Source organism: Nostoc commune NIES-4072 (assembly GCF_003113895.1).
In the GTDB taxonomy this organism is placed as follows: Bacteria; Cyanobacteriota; Cyanobacteriia; order Cyanobacteriales; family Nostocaceae; genus Nostoc; species Nostoc commune.
In genome coordinates this window covers 6,478,952-6,497,564 of the sequence record NZ_BDUD01000001.1, presented here as the reverse complement: position 1 = coordinate 6,497,564, position 18,613 = coordinate 6,478,952, and the positions used below count along the sequence as shown (strand labels likewise).

The following is an 18,613-nucleotide window of genomic DNA, read 5'->3' as shown; positions in this document are numbered from 1 at the left end:
AATTACTGTAGCTACACAATCCACAGTACTAACTATGCCCTATGTCTGCTTATTCGATTGATACTGCCTTAGCGGAGTTAGAAAGCCTTATCAATAATTGTGAGAAGGCTGTGATGAGGTCTATAGAGGAAAAAAACATGAAGTCAGATAAATCAGATAAATCAGTGTCAATTAACAGAATTAACAGACAATTACAACACAATCCTATCGCCATTGTTGGGATGGCTTCTCTATTGCCTCAAGCCAGAAATTTGCGGGAATACTGGCAAAATATAGTAAACAAAATTGATTGTATTACTGATGTTCCTTCCACTCACTGGAGCGTCGAAGATTATTACGATCCAAATCCTAGAACTACTGAAGATAAAACCTATTGTAAAAGAGGTGGATTTCTTCCAGAAGTAGATTTTAACCCGATGGAATTCGGCATACCACCTAGCATTTTGGAAGTCACAGATGTATCGCAACTATTAAGTTTAGTGGTTGCGAAAGAGGCGATGGAAGATGCAGGTTATGGCGAAAAACGTGATTTTAACCGCGAAATGGTTGGGGTAATCTTAGGCGTGGCGATGGCCAAGCAATTAGGAATGCCACTTTCTGCTAGATTGGAATATCCGATTTGGGAAAAAGCGCTCAAAAGCAGTGGTTTATCTGATGAAGATACCCAAAAAATCGTTGATAAAATTAAAAGCGCTTACGTTAAGTGGGATGAGAACGCTTTTCCTGGAATGTTAGCGAATGTCGTCGCGGGTAGAATTGCCAATCGCCTAAATTTTGGCGGGATGAATTGTGTAGTTGATGCTGCTTGTGCTAGTTCCTTTGGTGCTTTGAAAATGGCAATTAGCGAACTAGTTGAACATCGTTCAGACATGATGCTAACTGGTGGCGTTGATACCGACAACACCATCATGGCTTACATCTCGTTCAGCAAAACACCGGCGGTTTCTCCTAGTGAAAATGTCAAACCTTTTGATGCCAAATCTGATGGGATGATGCTGGGTGAAGGTATCGGGATGATTGTCCTCAAACGGTTAGAAGATGCTGAACGAGACAACGATAAAATATATGCCGTAATTAAAGGTATTGGTACTTCCAGCGATGGGCGTTATAAGAGCATTTATGCTCCTCGCAAAGAAGGTCAAGTTAAAGCTTTGGAACGCGCTTATGAAGATGCCGGCTTCTCTCCCGCTACTGTTGGTTTGATGGAAGCACATGGTACTGGCACAATGGCTGGAGATCCGACAGAATTCGGTTCTTTAAAAGACTTCTTTGATGTACATGATGACAAAAAGCAGCACATAGCTTTGGGTAGTGTAAAATCGCAAATCGGACACACAAAAGCGGCTGCGGGTGCGGCGAGTTTGATTAAAACTGCTTTGGCTTTACATCACAAAGTATTACCACCCACAATTAACATTACCGAGCCGAACCCCAAACTCAACATTAAAAATTCATCCTTTTATTTGAATACTGAAACTAGACCTTGGATTCGTCCAGAAGGGGAAGCACCAAGACGCGCAGGTGTGAGTTCCTTCGGATTTGGCGGAACTAATTATCACGTCGTTTTGGAAGAATATGAAGCCGACCAAAACGCCGCTTACCGCTTACATAGTGATGCTAGTGAAGTGCTGTTGTTTGCTCCCACAGTAGATCAATTGTTGAGCAAATCGGAAGAGATTTTAGGTAAGTTGCGCTCGCCAGATGCACTTACACATTACGCACAATTAGTCAATGAGTGCAAATCACAACAAATTCCCCTTTCTGCTGCCAGATTTGGGTTTGTAGCTGAGAATCTGGAAGAAGCTTGCAAGTTGCTGCAAACTAGCATTGAGTGGCTGAAACACAAAGGAACAGCAGCATCTTGGGAGCATCCCCAAGGGATTTATTATCGCTCCTCTGGTATGGAGTTGGGCGGAAAAGTTGTCTCTCTATTTTCTGGACAAGGTTCGCAATACTTGGAGATGGGACGCGAACTGGTAATGAATTTTCCTTTGATGCGCCGTCTTCATGGTTATATGGATAGCCTGTTGCTCAAAGATAATTTGCAGCCGTTGTCAGAAATCGTTTTTCCTCATCCTGTGTTTGGAGAGGCAGAAAAAAATGTCCAAATTGCTGCCTTGCAACGCACAGAATATGCTCAACCAGCCATCGGGGTGTTGAGTGCAGGGATGTACAGCATACTGCAACAAGCTGGATTTAAGTCAGATTTTGTTGCGGGGCATAGCTTTGGTGAACTAACCGCACTATGGGCTGCGGGGGTTTTGAGTACCGAAGATTACTTGTTCTTAGTGAAAGCTAGGGGTCAAGCAATGGCTGCACCCGAAGACCCGGATCATGATGCGGGAAGTATGCTGGCTGTCAAAGAAGACATCAGCAAAGTGGAAGCAGTGCTGAGACATTTTCCCCAAGTTGCGATCGCTAATCAAAATTCTCCGACTCAATTTGTCTTAGCTGGGCCGACCGCAGAAATAGCGAGAATCAAAGAGGCTTTACACGAGAAAGGATATACAGCTGTATTGTTACCTGTTTCAGCAGCGTTCCATACACCGCTAATCGCCTTTGCTCAGAAATCATTTGCGATCGCTACCAAGTCTGTCAAGTTCCAAAGTCCCAAAATCCCTGTTTACAGCAACGTTACCAGTAAGCAGTATCCCAAAGAACCCCAAGGTATTCAAAAAATCCTCGAAACGCACCTTTCCAATTCAGTGCTGTTTAAGCAGGAAATTGAAAATATCTATGCAGCCGGTGGTACTTGCTTTGTAGAATTTGGGCCGAGAAGAATTCTCACTAACTTAGTCAAAGATATCCTTGGCGATCGCCCACATATTACCGTATCTTTGAACCCCAGTACTCAAAAAAATAGCGATCGCTCTTTACGAGAAGCAGTTGTGCAGTTGCGGGTGATAGGTATGGCTTTGAATAACCTCGATCCTTACCAACTTCCCCAAACTATCCCGCCAATTGAGACGAAGAAGACATTAAATGTCCGTTTAAACGGGATAAACTACAGATCCGAAAAAACGAAAAATGCTTTCGCTCTCGCTTTGCAGGATGGGCATAAAGTTACATTACCTACTCCTGAATATCCTGATGCGGTTCCTTTATTTAGCAGCCCAGGTGTAACTCCAACTCTCGCAGCGATCGAGACTAACGGACATAAAAAATCCACCGCAACAATGAACGGTGTGAGTTCTAATATCGTCACCCAAACAGAGCAACAAATGAATCCTGTGACCCTTTCACAACCAGCCCAGGAATCTAAGATGCAACCAACACCAGAAAAACTTACAAATTACGAACAACTTTTAGCAAGTTTAGAATATCTCCTGACACAGTTCCAGGAAAATCAAGCCGAGAATTTACAAGTTCACGGTACTTATCTCAACCATCAAATGGAATATGCTAAAGCGTTTTTCCAACTGATGCAACAGCAGAATTCTTTGTTGAGCGAAAGTAAGTCAACAGCCGAAACTGCCAAAATGAAGCTTGTTGTCATGGAAAGCCTAGAGCGTAGCATGATGCAGTTTCATTCCCAACAAGGTGAAACTCTACGCATCCATGAGCAATATCTTCAAGAGCAGTTGGAATATACTAAGAGCTTTTTCCAACTCATACAGCAAGAATATTCGCAAATCATCTCTGGTGAGGGTGTAACTCAACTTACAGAGAAACTCAGCAATTTCACTCCGTTCACCGCAGAAACAACTGTTAGTGATGCACCTACCAAGATAGAAGAAAGTCAGCCTTTACCGGCAGCTATTACCCAAGAACCTGTTCCGGCTCCTGTAGAGCCAATACAGACACGAGCGATCGCGTTACCAACTCCCCACTTCGCCACTGTTGAGACAGTAGAGCCTGTAGTCGCGCCACCTATCCCAGTTGTAGAACCTCAAGCCGAGGTTGTAGTCAAAATTAGCGCACCTCCAGCCGAGGAAGTTGTTGCATTCACCCCAGAACCAGCACCTACAACTGCTGCACCTGTATCTGGCGCAACCATCGATATTGTTGACTTGGATAAAAACCTCTTAGCCATCACCAGCGATAAGACCGGCTACCCAGTCGAAATGCTGGAAATGGACATGGACATGGAGGCTGATTTAGGAATTGACTCCATCAAACGGGTGGAAATCTTAGGGGCGCTACAAGAAATGTACCCCAATTTACCCAAACCCAATTTAGAGGAACTGTCAGAAAAACGCACCATCGGTCAAGTTGTCGAGTATCTGCAATCTCACGCTTCCAAAAGTATTACTGTAGAAATTGCTGTTCATGAAGTACCACAAGTAACTGAGCTTCCAGTAGAGACTGCACCAGTAGTTGAGGTAGTTACTGCACCGGAACCAAGCGTAGTTGTTGCATTCACTCCAGAACCAGAAGCCGCTACAAGTGATGAATTTGCAAACTTAGGTGAAACCCTGTTAGCCATCACCAGCGATAAAACCGGCTATCCAGTCGAGATGCTGGAACTGGAAATGGACATGGAAGCCGACTTAGGGATTGACTCGATTAAACGGGTAGAAATCTTAGGGGCGATGCAAGAAATGTACCCCAACTTACCCAAACCGAATATTGAAGAACTCGGCGATCTTCGCACCATCGGTCAAATAGTCGATTACCTACAGCAGTTGGCTGGAGGTGAAAAAAAAAAGTCTGAACCTGAGTTTGTCCAACAGCAACCACCGGAATTAGAGCATAATATCCAGCGCCATCCCGTCAAACTCAGGAGCCTAGCACAACCCGATTATTTGGATTTCACGTTACCAGAGGGACACATCAGTTTAATCACCGATGATGGTTCCCTCACCACTTATAAATTAACTGAATCCTTAATCGAGAAAGGCTGGAAAGTAGTAGTTATCAGCTTCCCCCAATCGCTCATCGCCCAGCAAGCGCCCTTACCCACAGGAGTAACCCGCGTCACCTTAGCAAACTTGAGTGAAGAACATCTTCAACAACAATTGCAAGCGATCGCATCTCACTGCGGAGCGATTGGGGCCTTTATCCATCTCCATCCAATGTTTGTAGGAAATCACACCGGGAGTATTTCTTATAACGAATCAGAAAAGGCGATCGTCAAGCACGTATTTTTGATGGCGAAACACCTCAAACCCTCCCTCAACGAAGCTGCAAAGCATGGACGTAGTTGTTTCTGCACAGTTGCTCATCTTGATGGAGCCTTCGGCTTAGAGTACAAAGTCAACTTCGGTGCGATCGGCGCTGGTTTATTTGGATTAACCAAAACTCTGAGATGGGAATGGCCAAAGGTATTTACTCGTGCGATCGATTTGAGTCCTAGACTTGACGCTAAACAGTCAGTACAAAACATTATCGCCGAACTTCACGACCCCAACCTTTATATAAGTGAAGTTGGGTATGGTTCACAAGGACGAGTCACCATTATCGCCGATTAAATTTCCTCCCACTACAAAATTACCTCTTTATCCTCTGAGAGAATTCCGAATGTTTGATTTTTAAACGCAAAGGAGCGCAGAGGTTCACGCAGAGGGACGCAGAGCTTTAACGAAAGTTTCGTGTTTGAGAAAATTGGAATGCTCTTTCTTCCTTAGCGTCCTTGGTGTCTTGGCGGTTCGTAAAAACAATTAAATCTTCTCCATCAGGAAATAACTAGTTATTGGCCAGCACTCAACTGGCCAATAACAAAAAACCCAATTTATGCAGGTATTCACGAGGATTTATGACACAAACAGCCCAGCTTAGTCCATCATCTGTCTTTGTCGTAAGCGGCGGTGCAAAAGGGATTACGGCTGAGTGTACTATTAGATTAGCCCAACAGCAACCCTGCAAATTCATCCTCCTCGGTCGCTCTGAACTATTAGAAACCGAGCCAGATTTTGCTCAAAATTCTGATGAATCCGCATTGAAAAAATGCATCATGGAAAACCTTCTTTCTCAAGGAGAGAAGCCCACACCCATGAATGTGCAAAAAATATATAACAAAATTACCTCCAGCCGCGAAATTAAAAAGACTCTTGCAGCAATTGAAAAAACCGGAGCTAAAGCCGAATATATCAGCGTCGATGTTACAAATACGCAAGCTTTACAAGAAAAACTTGCTACTGCTGTACAACATCTGGGCCCAATTACCGGAATCATCCACGGCGCGGGAAACTTAGCTGATAAGTTAATTGAAAAGAAAACTGAAGAGGATTTTGAAAAAGTTTACACCGCCAAAGTTCAAGGTTTAGAAAACTTACTAAATTGCGTCAACCCTAATCAACTTCAGCATTTAGTTTTGTTTTCTTCAGTAACAGGCTTTTACGGAAATCCTGGACAATCTGATTATGCGATCGCAAATGAAATTCTGAACAAATCAGCCCATATATTTAAGCAAAGTTATCCCTCATGTCATGTAGTCGCTATCAATTGGGGCGCTTGGGATAGTGGGATGGTGACAGCAGAATTAAAGAAGATTTTTCAAGAGCGAAAAATTGATATAATTCCCATTGCAGTTGGGGCACAAATGCTAGTTAAGGAAATGGATAATACCAATCATGCAACTGCACAAGTTGTTATTGGTAGTCCGTTAGTTCCAATGGCGGCGGAGTTAGATTCAGAACTACGAACCTATCGTATTCGTCGCCAAATGACATTGGAGGCTAATCCATTTTTACAAGATCATACGATTGCTGGTTCTCCAGTTTTACCAGCAACTTGTGCAATGACCTGGATTATCAATGCTTGTGAACAATTATATCCAGGTTACAGATTGTTTAATTACCAAGATTTTAAAGTTTTAAAGGGGATTACTTTCAATGAAACATTAGCGAAGGAACATTTTTTAGAGATAGAAGAAATTTCTAAAGTTAATCTTGAAAGAATCGAACTTAAAGCCAAAATATCGAGTAAAAACCCACAAGGCAGAATCCATTTTCATTTTAGCGCTCAACTCAATCTCCAGCGAGAAATCCCAGATGTACCCACTTATGAATCTCTCAATCTCGAAGAAGATAATATCATCACCGCTACAGGAAAAGATTTTTACCAAAATGGTGGGGCTACATTATTTCACGGCCCGGCTTTTCAAGAAATCAAAAGAGTTTTAAACATCAGCCCTGAAAAAATTACTACAGAATGTCTGTGGCCAGAACTCAGCGCCCAGCAACAAGGACAATTCCCGGTGCAATGGGTCAATCCTTATACAACTGACTTGAGTATGCACGCCTTATGGGTTTGGACACAACACTTTCATCAAGAAGGTTGTTTACCTGGAAAAGTAGAAAAATTTGAACAGTTTGCGATGATACCACATAACGAAACATTTTACGTTTCTTGTGAAGTGATATCTAAGACACCAAGCAGTGCGATCGCAAACTTTATCATACACGACCGCCAAGGTAAAATATACTCACGAATGCTCGGCGCTCATGCCATTATTTGGTCAATGAAAATGCTCAGAAGCTAGTAATATCTCAATTTTAAAGTTCGTAGTAAGGACTTTAGTCCTTCTTAATACAAGCACTAAAGTGCTTACTACAAACTATCAAAATCTTAGGATTGCTAGAACTTGCCTCGTTCAAAGTTTGGGGAACAGCGTAAATCCTGCCTTTTAATTATCTCTTGCTAAATACCCAAACTCGGAGCATATAAATCGTGGAAAAAATAGCCATCATCGCATTATCATGCCTATTCCCCGATGCAAAGAATCCTGAAGAATACTGGCAAAACATTGTTAATCAAAAAGATTCGACATCCTCTGCAACCGTCGAAGAAATCGGAGTAGATCCGACAATATTTCATAATCCAGTCAAAGGTACACCAGACAAAACCTATTCTCTCAAAGGCGGTTACATCCGTAACTTCCAGTTTAATCCATCTGAATACAATCTACCATCAGAATTTGTTGCTGGTTTAGATAACACCTTCAAATGGTCATTGTATGCTGCTAAACAGGCAATTGTAAACAGTGGTTATTGGGGTAATCAAACTGTTCTAGCAAAATGTGGCGTAATTTTAGGTAATTTGTCATTCCCGACAAAATTATCTAATCAATTATTCTCTCCAATTTACCAGCAAGCTATTACCCCTGCTGTTAGAGAACTTTTGCAGTATGAAGATTTTGATTTAGCTGCTTTACCAAGTGCAAACAAAGCATCTTTATATAATGCGATGATATCTGGTTTACCAGCATCTATCGTTGCTCAAGCTCTATCTCTATCTCAGATTAATTTATGTCTGGATGCTGCTTGTTCGTCATCATTTTATGCGATTAAACTAGCATCTCATTACTTATGGTCACACAAAGCTGATGTTATGTTAGCTGGAGCCATCAGTTGTGCAGATTCCCTATTCGTGCGGATGTTATTTTCCGGTGTTCAAGGGTATGCAGAAAACGGCATCAGCCGCCCCTTAGATAAATCCTCTAGAGGGCTAATTCCCGCCGATGGTGTTGGGATGGTAATGCTGAAGAGATATTCTGATGCCGTTAGAGATGGTGATAATATTCTCGCCACTATCTGTGGTAATGGACTCTCGAATGATGGCAAAGGTAAGCACTTACTTAGTCCGAATCCTAAAGGGCAAATATTAGCTTTTGAACGAGCCTATAATGAGGCAAAAGTTAGCCCAAAAACCATTGATTATCTAGAGTGTCACGCCACTGGTACATTACTAGGAGATACAACCGAATTTAACTCCATAGAAACATTCTTTGGTCAAAATCAAGCTGCGCCTCTGGTGGGTTCTGCTAAGGCAAATACTGGTCACTTGCTAACTGCTGCTGGCATGGTTGGCTTGACTAAAGTGATTTTGAGTATGTCTCATGGTGTAATTCCAGCAACCATGAATGTTTCGGAACCTTTAACATCAGAAAAAGGTACAATCTCCGCCGACAAGATTGTTAGAACAGCTACGACATGGCCGAATAATAACGCACCAATCAAACGGGCAGCTATTAGTGCTTTTGGTTTTGGCGGCACTAATTCTCATCTAATTTTAGAGCAAGGAAATACAACACAATCTGTTGAACCAACTCCACCTGTTCCACCTAGCAAAGTCGCCATTGTTGGCATGGATGCCTTTTTTGGTAACTGCAATGGTTTGGATGCTTTTGAACGCAGTATTTATGATGGAACACAACATTTTACTTCCCTACCGCCTCAAAGATGGCATGGTATAGAAAATCAAGAAAGTGTCTTGAAAGAGTACGGTTTACCAAACGGGAAAGCACCAGTAGGGGCATATATCAAGGATTTTGAAATCGATACTTTATCGTGCAAAATCCCACCGAATGAAATCGAGAAATTAAATCCACAACAATTGTTGCTTCTGAAAGTTAGCGATCGCGCCGTGAAAGATGCGAAACTACAGGAGGGTGGCAATGTGGCTGTGATTGTTGCTGCCGAGACAGAATTCTCTGTGCATCAGCTACAGCAAAGATGGAATCTCTCTTGGCAAGTTAAGGATGGTTTACTCAATCAAGGAATTTCTCTACCTGCTGAACAGCTTTCCCAACTGGAAACCATTGTTAAAGATAGTATTCACCAACCTGTAGAAATCGGCGAATATGTAAGTCACATCGCCAACATCATGGCAAGTCGGATTTCTGCTTTATGGAATTTCACTGGCCCTGCATTCACCGTCAGCGCTGGCGAAAATTCCGCCCTCAAAGCGTTGGAAGTTGCCCAAATGCTACTCGCTACGGGAGAAGTAGACGCGGTGGTTGTTGGTGCTGTAGATTTAGCCGGTGGTGTAGAAAATGTCTTATTCCGCAACCAATTTGCCCCAATTAATACGGGTGTCAATACGTTGAGTTTTGACCAACAAGCCAATGGCTGGACGGTTGGCGAAGGTGCGGGTGCTGTGGTTCTCAAGCGCTACGAAGCTGCTAAAGAAGATAATGAACGCATCTATGCAGTAATTGATGCCATGAGTTTCGCACAAGGTAATTCTACTTTGAGTGATACTTTGGTAAAACCTGATGCTTCAGCTATCAGCAATGTCTGCAAACAAGCTTTCGAGATGGCGGAGATTCAACCCACAGAAGTTAACTATGTGGAAGTCTTCGGTAGTGGCGTTCCCCAGGAGGATGAAGCGGAAATCACAGGTTTACTCCAAGCTTATCCAAAAGTGGGCAATGGTCTGCATTGTGCATTGGGCAGCGTCAAAGCCAATATCGGCCACACCTATACAGCATCGGGAATTGCTAGCTTAATCAAAACTGCTCTCTGTCTTTATTACAGGTATATTCCCGCCACACCAAAATGGTCTGGTGTCAAAACACCGCAAGTATGGGAAGGTAGTCCCTTCTATGTGGCAATGGAATCAAGACCTTGGTTTGTCGATAAAGGCGGTACACGCAGAATAGCAGCAATTAATAGCATGGGTATAGATGGCAGTTACGCCCATTTAATCTTATCGGAAGAACCCAGCCAAGAGGAGCGCGACAACAGATATTTGCAACAAATGCCTTTTCATCTGTTTCCGATCGCAGTTAGCGATCGCTCCACTATACCCGATATCCTAAACCATCTCCAAAAATCCATCGAAGCCAGTTCCTCTTTATCAGCTACCGCCAGCCAAACATTTGCTACTTTTCAACAGCATTCTGATGCAAAATACGTCTTATCAATCGCAGGACGTAACACCAAAGAACTACTCAAAGAAATTGAATCTGCTCGTAAAGGTGTAAATAATGCCTTTGAAAATGGCACAGATTGGCAAACACCAATAGGAAGTTATTTCACAGCCAAACCATTGGGTAAAACTGGAGCAGTTGCTTATGTTTACCCCGCAGCAGTCAATTCTTATATCGGCATTGGTCGGACTGTCTTCCGCTTATTTCCTAAAGTCTTCGAGGACTTAAAAAGTAACAATCTCTACAACCGGGCTGCCGATGTTGAAAAGCTGGTTTATCCCAGAAGTTTACCTAAATTGACAACTAGGCAACTAGAAACTCTCGAAAAGCAATTGTTAGATGATTCACTGGCAATGTTTGAAAGTGAAATTGCCTTTGCTAGATACATGACAGCAATTTTCCGAGATGATTTTCAAGTCAAGCCGCAATCTGTATTTGGGTATAGCTTAGGTGAAACTAGTATGATGGTTGCCCAAGGAGTTTGGAGTGATTTTGAGGGCGGAAGTAATACCTTAAACTCATCACCTCTATTTGGCGATAAATTATCTGGGCCAAAAAATGCTGTGCGTGAATATTGGGGATTAACAGATTCACCAAACAACAATTTTTGGAATACCTATGTTCTCATGGCGACTCCATCGCAAGTTAGAGAATGCCTAAAACATGAGAATCACGTCTACTTAACTCAAATCAACACACCAGAAGAAGTATTAATCGCTGGTGACGATGCCGCCTGTAAGCGAGTGATTGCAACTTTAGGTTGTAATGCCTTCCCCGCGCCCTTCGACCATGTGATACATTGTGAAGCGATGCGATCGCAGTACGAGGAAATCAAGAAGGTAAACAGCTTACCATCACAAAATCTTCCTGGCATTGTGTTTTATTCTGCCGCCGATTATCAACCAGTTGCACTTGAAAGAGATGCGATCGCTCACAACATCGCCAAAGGATTGTGCCAAGAACTTGATTTTCCGCGATTGGTAAATCGTGTCTACGATGATGGTGTGAAAATATTTCTAGAAGCAGGTGCAGGTAGTGTTTGTTCACGATGGATTGACAAAATTATCGGCAACAAAGAACACATCACAGTCTCTCTAAATCGTAGAGGAATGGATGACCATGCTTCGATGGTCAAAGCATTAGCAAAACTACTCAGCCATCAGGTGAACGTGGATTTATCACCACTGTATAGCAAAGCCCAAGACACTGCTAATACAAGTAAAGCAACATTGAGAACAGTTACCTTGGGTGGGAAAGCGATCGCAGCTACAATTTTGAGCGAAGAAAATCGTAAACTTGTTGAAGATTTCGCTGGGGATCTTAGGAGCGATCGCTTCAAAATACAGCATCCAGATATACCTAATGTTCAACAATCTGAAATCACAGATTCTCTTAACACTTCTAACCACATAACCCAACAACAGAGTCATTCCCCTAACATCTTGCCTCAGCCAGAAGAAGTAAAACCGAAAAATATCATTGATAACGTTTTTGAAACGAGAGAACAATTACAATCTTCTGAGTCAAGCGCAATTAGACAGCCAATTTCTCTTTCTTCCCCGCCAGTCATAACTCGAAAAATTAGTAGCATCATCAGCATGTTCGATTTAAATAAGACCCAGTATCAAAAGCTTAATGCTAATAATTCAAAGATAACTAAAGCACACACTGCCTTCTTACAAGCTAGACAAGATTACAGTCAACAAATGAGCGAAATAATTCAATTGCAACTAGCTTGCGCCCAAAACTTGCTTAACGACGAATCTTGATAAATCATACCAATTCTCTCTCAACTTGCACCGATTAATTCTTAACTCCTCTCTTCCTTGGTGTCCTTGGCGTCTTGGCGGTTCGTTTAAAAATTATTACGTGTATCTTCATAGAGAATTGGTATGGAAATTAGATTTATATAGCAATCCTATCTAAGTTTTGGAAATGAACGAACCGCCAAGACGCCAAGAGCGCCAAGGAACAAAGAATTTTTCACATACGATTTAGGATTGCTATATCAAGAGTCTACGTGCTTCAACTTTAATCATCCATTGCTTGTAATCCGAGGGATAACTGCCGTGACAACCGTAGATACGGTACTAAGTAAACACGATAATGGCCTTAATTTCTCTTCTTGGTCTTATAACAAAAACCAGGTTTGGAAAGGTTCTTTAGAAACTGTATCTTTTGAGAAACAAACCATCAAAGATAAATTGATGGTATTAAATAAACCCTGCTACATCGTGAAAGTCGCCGGAAAAATCGGTGTCACTAATGAGGGTTATTTATCCCCTGGTGATAATGGCACAACAGCACAAGTAGAACTGCTAACATTTGCAGCACCAATCCGCATTCAACAATTTGGAGATCCCAATTTTCTCTCCTCTCATGGAGTGAAATATGCCTACGTTACCGGTGCAATGGCTGGCGGAATTGCTTCTGAAGAAATGGTCATTGCACTCGGAAAAGAGCAAATTTTGAGTTCCTTTGGTGCAGGTGGTTTAACTCCAGAACGTTTGGAAGCAGCCATAAATCGCATTCAAGAAGCTTTACCTCAAGGGCCTTATGCATTTAATTTAATTCACAGCCCTAATGAACCTGCGATTGAACGCCGGGCTGTAGATTTATATCTCAAATATCAAGTAAGAACAGTAGAAGCCTCTGCATTTCTCGACTTGACTCCCAACATTGTTTATTACCGTGTTGCTGGATTGGGGTTGAATAGCGCCAATCAAATTGAAATCAAAAATAAAATCATTGCCAAAATTTCTCGCCGAGAAGTTGCGACTAAATTTTTGCAACCAGCACCAGCCAGAATAATCAAAGAACTCCTAGAACAAAGGTTAATTACTGAGTTACAAGCAACCCTTGCAGCCAAAGTTCCAATGGCTGATGATATTACCGTCGAAGCTGATTCTGGGGGCCATACAGATAACCGTCCCCTAGTTTGTGTGTTACCTTCTATTATTTCCTTGCGGGATGAAATTCAAGCACAATATCATTACCAAACACCCATTAGAATTGGTGTTGCCGGAGGAATTGGTACACCACAATCAGCATTAGCAGCCTTTATGATGGGTGCTGCTTATATAATGACCGGTTCCATTAATCAGTCATGTGTTGAATCTGGGGCTTGTGAACATACCAAAAAGTTATTAGCCCAAGCAGAAATGGCTGATATGATAATGGCCCCAGCAGCAGATATGTTTGAAATGGGGGTCAAATTGCAAGTTCTCAAACGTGGTACGATGTTCCCCATGCGAGCGCAGAAATTATTTGAACTCTATCGCGCTTATGATTCCATTGAAGAGATTCCTTTGGCAGAAAGGCAGAAATTAGAAAAACAAGTTTTCCGCAAAACTATTGCTGAAGTATGGGAAGGAACTGCGGCTTATTTGTCCCAAAAGAATCCTGAGAAACTTGGGAAAGCAGTTAATAATCCTAAACTGAAAATGGCGTTGATTTTCCGTTGGTATTTAGGATTATCTTCTCGCTGGTCTAGTTCTGGTGAAAAAGGTAGAGAAGTCGATTATCAAATTTGGTGTGGCCCGGCAATGGGCGGTTTCAATGACTGGGTACGTGGTTCTTATCTGTCTGAACCAAATAATCGCGGTGTAGTTGATGTTGCTAATCAAATTATGACTGGTGCAGCCTTTTTGTACCGTGTCCAAAATTTGAAAATTCAAGGACTACAAGCTTCCGATTATTACAGTCAGTATCACCCTGTTCGTTCTACATCATTGTTGGAGATTTAAAAATGACTATAAAACAGTCTTTCACAGCAGACGATATTCAAATATTTTTGGTATCTAACTTAGCTAAGTTGCTAGGAGTAGCAACTGATGAAATAGATGTCAAAGAACATTTAGAAAACTATGGGTTGGATTCAGCCCAAGCAATGATTCTAGTAAGTAACTTAGAAAAGTTGCTCGGATTTCAACCATCTCCATTGCTGTTGTGGCATTATCCAAATATTGAAGCTCTTTCACAGCGTTTAGCTGAAGAAGTGCAAGAAAGTTCACCGATTCAAGATACAAAGGTGACAGCCTCTAATGCCAACACTGCACCTTCTGTTCTAGATTTAGGTGCTGAGGCTGTTCTTGACCCCACAATCCATCCCGGTGCTGCATCTAATGTGCTTGTGGGTGAACCCAAAAACATCTTTTTAACTGGAGGAACCGGCTTTTTAGGAGCTTTTATCATCCGGGAATTGTTACAGGAAACCAAGGCGGATATTTATTGCTTAGTGCGTGCTGCTAATGCTGAAGAAGGCAAAAGCAAACTCCAAAAGAATCTGCAACAGTATGCAATTTGGCAAGAAGAATTTAACTCCAGAATTATTCCTATTGTCGGCGATTTATCTCTGCCACTATTAGGTGTTGGTTCGGAACAGTTTCAAACTTTAGCTACCAATATTGATACTATTTATCATAGTGGTGCTTTGTTGAATTATGTTTTTCCCTACTCTGCATTGAAGGCAGCCAATGTTTTAGGCACTCAAGAAGTTTTGAGATTAGCTTGTCAAGTTAAAGTCAAGCCTGTACATTACGTTTCTAGTGTTGCTGTTTTTGAATCTACTGCTTATGCTGGCAAGGTTGTTAAAGAACAGGATGAATTCAATCATTGGGAAGGTATTTATCTTGGTTACTCTCAAACTAAATGGGTAGCTGAAAAGTTAGTTAAAATTGCTCGTGACCGTGGACTTCCTGTAACTATCCACAGACCACCACTGATTTCTGGCGATAGCAAAACAGGTATTTGTAACACACACGACTTTATCAATTTGATGACCAAGGGCTGTCTACAAATGGGATATTTCCCTGATGTAGATTATATGTTGGATATGTCACCTGTAGATTATGTAAGTAAAGCGATTGTTTATCTATCACGGCAAAAAGAATCTATAGGTAAGGCTTTCAATTTACAACATCCCCAACCCGCCGCTTTAAAAATGCTAGTTGAGTGGATACGCTCATTTGGTTATTCAGTTGAGATGATTCCATATCAACAATGGCAATCAGAGTTAATCAATAATGTGACTTCTGCTGACAATCCTTTATACACTCTACGACCATTTTTACTGGAACGTTGGTCTGATGAACAACTAACTATTCCTGATTTGTACTTGCAAGCAAGAAGACCTCATATTAGCTGCCAAGATACTCTCCATGCACTAGCAGGTAGTTCTATTGTTTGTCCTCCAATTGACTCTCAATTGTTTATGACTTACACCGCCTACTTGATTCAAACTGGTTTTTTAAATATCGCTTAAGAATTTACAAATTTCATAGGGTGCGTTGGGAACGTAACGCACCCTACAAAATAATTTGATTTAGTCCATGTTTTTTAAAACTCAGTACTACTGAATAGCCAATCTTTCCGATGCCAGCAACAACTCATACATTAACAGTGGCAATATAATTGCCCTGTTTTTTTATGCTCAATCATGTAATTTTTTAGGATTCATCCCTTGACACAAGAAATTGAGGATAGAATGGTTAGTGTCGGGCATAAAAGTTTTATTTTACCTGCTGACTGCTGTGAGTAATCAAAAGCCAGCACTGTTAGTTTGAAATAACCAAACTTCTTTAATGCCCCACTTTTACGATGCATAAATCCTAAATTTACGTTTGGACTGCTACATCTATCCAATGCATCACACAAGCATTTAAAAGGGTAATAACTCAAGACATTTCTTGTCGGTTGAGATATTACGCGTACTTAATTGTAGAACAAGAATCACTGTAAATGCAACGCAGCTTCATCAAATTGAATTCACCAATATTCTTACATGAACACAACACATCAAACTCAGAGCAAAAAAACTGCTCTTATTACTGGAGCAGCCGGTGGTATTGGCTATGAATTAGCATGTATTTTTGCTGCTCATGATTACAATCTGGTCTTAGTAGACAGAAACGGGTTAAAGCTTGTAGAAATTGCAGCTAAATTTCAAGAAGAATTCGGAAATTTTGCCAAAACTATTGTTAAGGATTTATCTATATCAACAGCTCCTGAAGAAATTTTCACGGAGTTGCAACTCGCCGATATTAATGTTGATGTGCTGGTGAATAATGCTGGATTTGGTATCTATGGATTATTTCACCAAACAGACCTAGCTGCTGAACTGGAAATGCTACAGGTAAATTTGGTGTGTCTCACTCATTTAACTAAGCTATTTGTGAAGCACATGGTAAAGCAAGGTGAAGGTAAAATATTAAACGTCGCCTCGGCTGCTGCTTTTCAACCAGGGCCTTTGATGGCAGTTTATTTTGCTACTAAAGCTTATATCTTATCTTTTTCTGAAGCGATCGCTAATGAATTAGAAGGTACAGGTGTCACTGTGACAGTTCTTTGTCCAGGCTCAACCGCATCTGCTTTTCATGAAAGAACCGGAATGGCTGACTCTAAGCTACTCAAGGGTAAGAGGATGATGGATGCACAAACAGTAGCCGAAATTGGTTTTCGCTCCTTAATGAAGGGCAAAACTATTGCGATTCCTGGGTTTATGAATAAACTACTTGCAAAAAGCGTCAGATTTGTACCCAGAAACCTGGTAACAAAAATTGTGCGAAATATGCAGGAAGATAAGTAGGGGCATGGGGCATTGGGGAAGAATAACAAATGACTAATGACTAGTATTAATACTGCCAACACTTCAAATTCCAGCCACAATTTGCTACAGCAACAGCAGCAACATAATTGTTATCAGGTACTAGTTCAAAAAGACTCCAGTCTTCAGTTATCTGTAACTTGGCTGGTTCTGTGGGAGTCAACGATACTTCAATTTGCTCTAACTGGGATAGTCCATCTCCAGTTGCTTTTAAATAAGCTTCCTTACAAGTCCAGTAACGGAAAAATATCTCTTGCTGTTGGTTGGGAGATAGCGATCGCAACATTTCATATTCTCTCGGTAAAAAGAACCGTTTGGCAAGAGCTTCCAGATCAGACATCGGGCGAATATATTCTAGGTCTACACCAATTGGGCGAGTACAATTCACCGCACACAAACCCAATCCTTGGGAATGAGACAAGTTAAATGCTAATCCACTATCGGCAAATGTATCTGCTAATACTGGTTTGCCACGCTGTTGATAATTAAACTGCACTTGTCGGGGTTGGACATCCAAATAGCGACCTAATATACTTCGGAGAATACCACGACCAGCGATAAAACGCTGCCGATGTTCTTGAAAATAGAACCGTTCAGCACGAGCCATTTCGTCACTGGAAAGAGTCGCTGCTAAATTTTGCAGCTGTACTTCTGGTTGGTCAAGGTTTATACGCCAGACATGAATCTCATCCTGTAATAGAGTTAAATCTGTCGGTGCAGGTTGCCAAATATCATTAGAAGCGGTCATTGAGTCAAAATGTCGAGAGAGTTGTACTTTAATAGTTTGTTTAATTACGACGATGATTATGGGTGGATCTGGTTTGACGTTTTAGCACTACTATATACAACTGCGCGTATTTTTCCTAGAATCTGCCAGAAGTATTGTTAGATGTTAAGTCTAGCTCTAAACATAATTACAGGTAGCCGCGATCGCTTTTACCAGCTAATATTGTGATTTATTACTCTAGATGTACGCTCCTCAACTCCACATTAAATCCCCTGAGAGAGAATACTTTAAACCCCTTGACAGAGAATCACAAATTTTATTTTGGTTACAACATTAGCTATTACAGTTTGTATTAAAACAATTAAAAGGAATGTCTGCAACTGTTCTGGAGTAGACATCTCTTCACTGGTAAATAGTTTTTCTCCAAAAGTGTTAAATCTGGAACAAAAAAACCTTGCCAAAGCTTGTTAAAAACCTATAAGAACTACTTTTTTGTAAAACATAGTGAGGATGAATGATTATTACTTTGCAGTACTTTGCCTTTTTTATACTACTATTGGCAGCGCTGCTATTAGCAATTAGGCAAATGAGCATTGCTTTGGATGAAGTAGATATTGAGCGCTTTACTCTCTGGACAGGTATTGCTTCTGTCATTGCTGGTTTACCCATAATATTGTGGTAATTTCTC

7 protein-coding genes are annotated in these 18,613 nt (G+C 41.3%); 6 read left to right on the top strand and 1 reads right to left on the bottom strand.

Annotated features, from left to right (window positions below):
* Positions 1-41: 41 nt before the first annotated feature.
* The 6 genes from CDC33_RS28970 to CDC33_RS28945 all read left to right on the top strand — a co-directional run bounded on the left by CDC33_RS28970 (position 42) and on the right by CDC33_RS28945 (position 17,180).
* On the top strand, positions 42-5,411 hold the full coding sequence (locus CDC33_RS28970) for a type I polyketide synthase (protein ID WP_109011859.1): 5,370 nt from the start codon (positions 42-44) through the stop codon (positions 5,409-5,411).
* Between the two features lie 284 nt (positions 5,412-5,695).
* Positions 5,696-7,423, top strand: coding sequence for an SDR family NAD(P)-dependent oxidoreductase (locus CDC33_RS28965; RefSeq protein ID WP_109011858.1), 1,728 nt, complete (start codon positions 5,696-5,698; stop codon positions 7,421-7,423).
* Between the two features lie 188 nt (positions 7,424-7,611).
* Positions 7,612-12,363 carry a PfaB family protein gene (locus CDC33_RS28960; protein WP_109011857.1) on the top strand — a complete coding sequence of 1,584 codons (4,752 nt, stop codon included), beginning with the start codon at positions 7,612-7,614 and terminating at the stop codon, positions 12,361-12,363.
* Between the two features lie 300 nt (positions 12,364-12,663).
* Entirely contained in the window at positions 12,664-14,340 is a 1,677-nt protein-coding gene (locus CDC33_RS28955) for a PfaD family polyunsaturated fatty acid/polyketide biosynthesis protein (RefSeq protein ID WP_109011856.1), read from the top strand.
* A 2-nt stretch (positions 14,341-14,342) separates the two neighbouring features.
* Positions 14,343-15,857 carry a thioester reductase domain-containing protein gene (locus CDC33_RS28950; protein ID WP_109011855.1) on the top strand — a complete coding sequence of 505 codons (1,515 nt, stop codon included), beginning with the start codon at positions 14,343-14,345 and terminating at the stop codon, positions 15,855-15,857.
* Positions 15,858-16,376: 519 nt separating this feature from the next.
* Positions 16,377-17,180 carry an SDR family NAD(P)-dependent oxidoreductase gene (locus tag CDC33_RS28945; protein WP_109011854.1) on the top strand — a complete coding sequence of 268 codons (804 nt, stop codon included), beginning with the start codon at positions 16,377-16,379 and terminating at the stop codon, positions 17,178-17,180.
* A 46-nt stretch (positions 17,181-17,226) separates the two neighbouring features.
* On the opposite strand, the gene hetI is transcribed toward CDC33_RS28945, so the two are convergent.
* Positions 17,227-17,946: a 4'-phosphopantetheinyl transferase HetI gene (gene hetI, locus CDC33_RS28940; RefSeq protein WP_109011853.1), complete on the bottom strand. Its 720-nt coding sequence runs from the start codon at positions 17,944-17,946 to the stop codon at positions 17,227-17,229.
* Positions 17,947-18,613: the final 667 nt, after the last annotated feature.